Origin of the sequence: Tenacibaculum sp. M341, assembly GCF_004337695.1 — a bacterium.
In the GTDB taxonomy this organism is placed as follows: Bacteria; Bacteroidota; Bacteroidia; order Flavobacteriales; family Flavobacteriaceae; genus Polaribacter.
In genome coordinates this window covers 185,358-191,585 of the sequence record NZ_SJXJ01000004.1, presented here as the reverse complement: position 1 = coordinate 191,585, position 6,228 = coordinate 185,358, and the positions used below count along the sequence as shown (strand labels likewise).

At 38.0% G+C, this 6,228-nt stretch carries 1 protein-coding gene; it reads right to left on the bottom strand.

Annotation, left to right across the window (positions count from 1 at the left end; genetic code table 11):
* Positions 1 to 6,134 (bottom strand): DUF11 domain-containing protein (locus EYW44_RS22130; protein WP_165872170.1); only part of this gene is annotated, 6,134 nt, incomplete at its 3' end.
* Positions 6,135 to 6,228: the final 94 nt, after the last annotated feature.

The following is a 6,228-nucleotide window of genomic DNA, read 5'->3' as shown; positions in this document are numbered from 1 at the left end:
TTATATTCTACTAATGTTGGATCGCCTTCAAAGGTTCCTAATGGTGTAAATTCTAATGATCCTGTTAAAGTGTCATAAACCCAAGTTCCTTCTCCTGCAACTACTAATTCAATATCTGTTCCTACTACTGTTGACCCTGGGGTAACAAAGGCAAATGTAATATCATCTGGATTTGGTGTACTTCCATCTCCTAAGGTATCATTTGCTAAAACATCGATCACTACGACACTTCCAATGGCATTGTCTAAATCTTCATCCTCTGTTGCTGTTGGTGCCGTATCTAAGTATTCGACTCTAACTGTAGCAATATTTGATGGAGCATTGTCATCATCTTCTATAGTATAAGTTATTGGAGTAGGGTCTCCTGTAAATCCAGTTGTTGGATCAAAAGTTAACTCTCCTGTAACTTCATCATAACTCCAAACTCCTTGCCCCACTACTTCAAAACCTATAATATCTCCATCTAAACCAGTAACTGTATTTGTTACTGTAATCCCTGCACCAGAAGGAGGTATCAAATCTACAGTAGTTGGTAATACTGTACCATCTGAATCTGTATCTCCTGCAACAATATTCTGAACAACCGAAGTACCTAATGTATTCCCTGTACTTGATTCGTTATCAGCAACTGGAGGCACATTTGCCGGTACTGTAAATGTAGCTGTATCTTGATCGTCTTCTGCTAGTACATTGTTATTAGGAGTACTATCAGGATCTAAAAGGTCTGAAGAAGTAATTTCTGCAACATTTACATAACTTCCAGATGGATTTACAATAGCACGATACGTTAAAGTAACTGAATTTCCATTGGTAACACTAAGGTTACTCCATGTTATAGAACCTGTACCAAAATCATATACTCCAAAGTTTGAAATACTACCTCCAACAAGGCTATAGCCTGATGGTAATAAATCTCTAACTTGAACTCCAGTTGCATCACCCGTTGATGTAGGTGGAGTATTTGCATTTGTAACATTAATAGTAAAAGTTACTTCGGTTCCTACTGGACCAGTATTTGGACTGATACTTTTATTTAAACTTAGATCTGCACTTTCAAGAGTAACAGTTGCATTATCTTCATCATTCTCACTTTGATCACCATCATCATTATTTGGTGTTGAGTTCGGATCATTTTGATCAGAAGCTGTTACTTCTGCCACATTTAAATATTCATTTGTTGCGCCTGTAGGCGGATTTACTCTAGCAGTAATTTCAATAGTTGCAGGAGTTGTAGTATTAATACTACCAATTGTCCATAATCCAGATGTATCATTATATGCTCCTCCACTGTTATCACTTATATAAGTATATCCTGCTGGTAGTTGATCTGTAACTTCTACGTTTGTAGCTGTATTTGTACCTGCATTTGATACTGTAATAGTAAAAATCACATTTTCTCCAACACTTGCTGAAGTTGGAGCTACTGATTTTGTTAATTCTAAATCTGCTGACTGAATTGTTAAAGTAGCTGTATCTTCATCATCATCTGGATTTCCATCTCCTAAATCGTCAAGTGTTTCATCTACCGTTGGATCACTATCTGCATCAAACTGATCAGACGCTGTAATTTGAGCATTGTTTGTATAAGAACCACTTGCATTTACAGTTGCTTGGTATGTTAATGTCAGAGTACTTCCATTAGTAACACTTAACCCAGACCAACTTAATGTTTTTGTAGCCAAATCATATGAACCTCCGAAATTTACTGATCCAGGAACTAAACTAAATCCTGCTGGCAAAACATCTTCTACAGCAACACCTGTAGCATCTCTATTATTACTTAATGCGTTATTGTTAAAAATATCGATACTAAAAGTTACCGTATCTCCTACATTTGCTGATGTTGGTGCCACTGATTTTGTTAATTCTAAATCAGCACTAGATTTTATTTCTATAGTAACTTGATCATTAACAGGTGTACACGTTCCATTATCTACTGTCCATTGAAATACATATGTTCCTACTCCTGCTCCTGTTACTGCAGTTGTTGGATCATTCTCATTAATGAAACTAACTGTAGTTGGACCTGAAATCTGAGACCAAGTTCCTGTTCCTGCTGTTGCTGGTGTAGCACCTAATGTTAATGTTGTAAATTCAGGTATGCACTGATCTGGTCCTGCCTCTGCAACAATAGGATCTGAAACTACTTGAATATTCACTGTGTCTTCAAAAGAACATCCGTCGTCTCCTGTTGTAGTTGTTCTCCATCTAAACTCATAATCACCTGTTACTAAACCTAAAATTAAACTATTAGGATTGTTAGGAGCTGTTATTGTAGGTGAATTTGGTCCTGAAACTAATGTCCATGTACCTATACCTGAAGTCACTGGTGTTGCACCAAGATTTACTTGGGTAGCATCACATAACACCTGATCTGGTCCTGCTTCAGCTTCTGAAGGAGGTACATCATTAAAAGTTATTCGTACCACATCTGGTTGTGGAGCACAAAGTGATGGTCCTGTAAATGGTCCATTCGAAACTGTCCAAGTTAACTCATAAGTTCCTACTGCAATATTTGACATACTAGTAATAGGATTGTTAGGACTATCTATTGTAGTTGATGAACCTGCGGGTGCACTTGTTATAGTCCAAGTACCCAACCCTGTTGTAGGAAAAGTTGCACTCGTCATAAAATCTAATTGACATGCATTCGGTTGATCTGGTCCAGCATCAATAGGTGTTGGTGGAGCAAATACTTCAATACGAACAACGTCTGCCAACTTCACACAATTTCCGTTTGTAAATGTCCACTCTACTACATAAATACCAGGGGTACTTAAACCACTTATTGTACTTGTTGGAGAAGTAGGCGTATCAACGTTTGCAGTATTACCAGTAGGTCCGAATGTAATAACCCATTCTGCAGTTGTGCCATCAGCAGGTGGTGTATTACCTGCCATAGTTGCTGTTGTTGTATGAGCATTACATATATCTTGATCTGGTCCTGCTATAGGATCAAAACTTGGTGTAGCACTTACTATTACTTGAACGGTATCTGATTGAGATAGACAACTTCCTCCAGAAGCAAACGTATGATTATCTGTAGCATATTGAAACACATAAGTTCCTGCTGGTGTAGCTGATAAATCTACATTAGCTATCGATCCGTTTGCTGGTGATTGTGTTATTGTTGCTACTCCTGGTCCTGAAACCTGAGTCCAAGTTCCTGTTGAATTCTCTGTTCCTTCTAAAAAAATACTGGTAACATCACATAAATTTTGATCTGGTCCAGCATTGGCAGGTGCGTAAACTTCTACTACTACATCGTCAGATGACTCTGGACATAATGGATTTGCAATTCCTTTAACTGTCCATCTAAATGTATATGTTCCAGTTATAAGATTCGATATATTGGTATTAGGATTACTTGCATCTGCAATTGTAGGATTATTTGGAGCACCTGGTAATAAAGACCATGTTCCTATCTCTGTATTGGTATCATAAGCACTACCACTCATAGTAACATTAGTAGCATTACATATATCTTGATCTGAACCAGCTGCGGCAGTTGATGGTGGAATTCCAACGTCTATTGTTATTTGATCTGAATCTGTAGAACAACTTCCCGCTGTAACAGTCCATTCAAATACATACGTTCCATTAGCTATAAAATTAACTGTAGCTGTTGGATCTGTAATATCGCTAAAAGAAAAACCTCCTGGTCCTGAAACATAAGACCATTCACCGGTTGCTCCGCTTGACATTGTTGCTGTCATAAGAGTAGAACTAGCACAAATCGATTGATCTGGTGAAGCTGTAGCTGCTGCTGTTTCTGCTATAACTACTACAGTATCATCCATTGTAGGATTACATGTACCAGAATTATCTGAGATTGTCCATGTAAAAGTATATGTTCCATCTCCTGGTACTGTTGCTGTAGCATTAGGTGCATTTACATTGGGTGCAAAACTAACACCAGCACTTGGAGATACTGTCCAAGTTCCTGTCTCTCCTGTGGGAGCTGTTGAGTTAGCTCCTAAACTAATCGAAGTGACTCCAGAAGCAAAACAACCATCAGGTCCTGCATTAGCTACCGTTGGTGTTTCTGTTGCAGAGGTTGTTATTGTTATATCATTACCTGCAGGCGTAGCACAACCAGATGGTCCTGGATTGCTGTAATCTATTGTCCATGTAAAAATATAATTACTTGAAGGAGCTGTTAAACCAGTAACTATGGCGTTAGGATCATTAATATCTGAGAAAGTTACAGGATTGGGATTTCCTGCATTCTGCGTCCAAGTTCCTATTTCACCAGCAGCTGGCTGATTTGCTGCCATATATGCAGGTGCATTAAAACACACAGATTGATTTGGACCTGAACTTGAAGTAGATAATGAACCATCAGATACATTGATAACTACCGTATCTGGAGTTACAGGACACGCTGTACCTCCGCCTTGAAAAGTATATTGAAACTCATAGGTTCCAGGTGCCAACCCATTCACTGTAGCAGTAGACAAATAAGGATCTACAAAAGTTACTGTTGTAGGACCACTAAGTTGACTCCAAATAGGAGTACCCGCCGTTGGTACGTTCCCTATAAGATCTGTAGAGAAATCTCCACAAGCAACATTAAAATCTAAACCAGCAAAAGGTGCATTTGTATTTGTTGATACGGTTACATTAATTGTATCAAATCCATCAGAACATCCTAAAGGTAATGCACCACCCTCAGATCTTACAAATTCAAATACATAAGTTCCTTCTGTCAATAAATCAACATTAATAGCACCTCCAGCAGAAGCTGAAGAGGTTGGGAATGGTCCTAAAGGAGAACCTGCAGGACCACTTACTATTTGATACCTAGTTGAACCAGTACCTGTATTATTTAACTGTATATCAAAGTTTGTTTGACCACAAGCACCAAAAATATCGTTACCACCATTTGTTGTAACTTCTACTGTACGACTTGAACCTCTAAAGCGTATTCGGTAATCTCTGAAAGAATCACATCCAGTAGCTGAATTTGTCAAACGATATCTAAAGGTATAAGGTCCTCCTGGATCAACTAAATTATTAATAACTGTTGTAGGACTGTTTGGTGAAACAATAGAACCTGACGGTAGTGCCGTACCTCCTATTTGCGTCCAAGAAACAATTTCTCCTGCAAATTCTGGTTGATCTCCGTTTAGAGTCACACTAGAAATACCATTATCACATATATTGTAATTTACCATAGAACCACCAACATTAGTAACATCTTGTGTTGCTGCAGGTACCGTTATTGTTACTTCGTCTTCTGCATCAGAACAAGGTCCTCCAACACTCCATCTTAAAACGTAAGTACCTTCTATTAATCCATTAACTCTAGTATCTGCATCATTCACATCTACAAAATTTGGAATATTTGGTCCACTTACAAAACTCCATTCTCCAACCTGACCATTTAAACTACATCCTCCAAACGTAGCATCTAAATCTGTACCTGTTGTGGTTGTGTAACAATTTCCTAATGTTTGATCAAAACCTGCATCTACTGGTTCTACTCCTCCATAATTTGTTATTAAAATATCTGATTGAGATCGACAACGTTGTCCAGGGGCATATTCAGGTCCTTCAATAATCCATGAAAGTGTAGTTGTACCACAACTTGTAGCTGGCATTGTTAATGTTGTTGATTCTGAATTTGGAAAATCAATCGTAACTCCAGCATCATTAGCACCAGTTATTACCCATGTTCCTGTTTCTCCAGGATTTAAAGGTGTGTTACCTGTAACAATAACATTTCCTGAAGTATCAGGACAAAATTCTACATTAGAACCTGCATCTGCTGTTGTTAATGGCTCTACTGTGACGGTTACAATTTGCACATTGGTATTACATGTTGCTGAATAGCGGAATTCATAGGTGTTTCCCCCTACCATACCTTGTACTTCTGAAAATACATCGTTTTCATCTACAATAACCACTGAGGGTCCAGATATTTGAGTCCACGTGCTTACTTCTGGTGGGGATACTTGTGTTCCTCCTCTAAAGCTAAAAGGAATACCTTCACAGACAGTGTATACCAAGTCCCCTCCATTTAGAGCACAAGTTTGCGCCTGTGTTTTACCACAGAAAGCTACACTGAACAACAAGAGGGCTATGATTTTACTGATTTGAATACAATTAATAATGGAGTACTTTTTTTCCATATTTACAGATTTGTTGATATTTCGATTATTTGAGAAAATAATGAAGAAAGAATAGAGAAGTAAAAATCACCTATATATATGAGTAACACTCTAT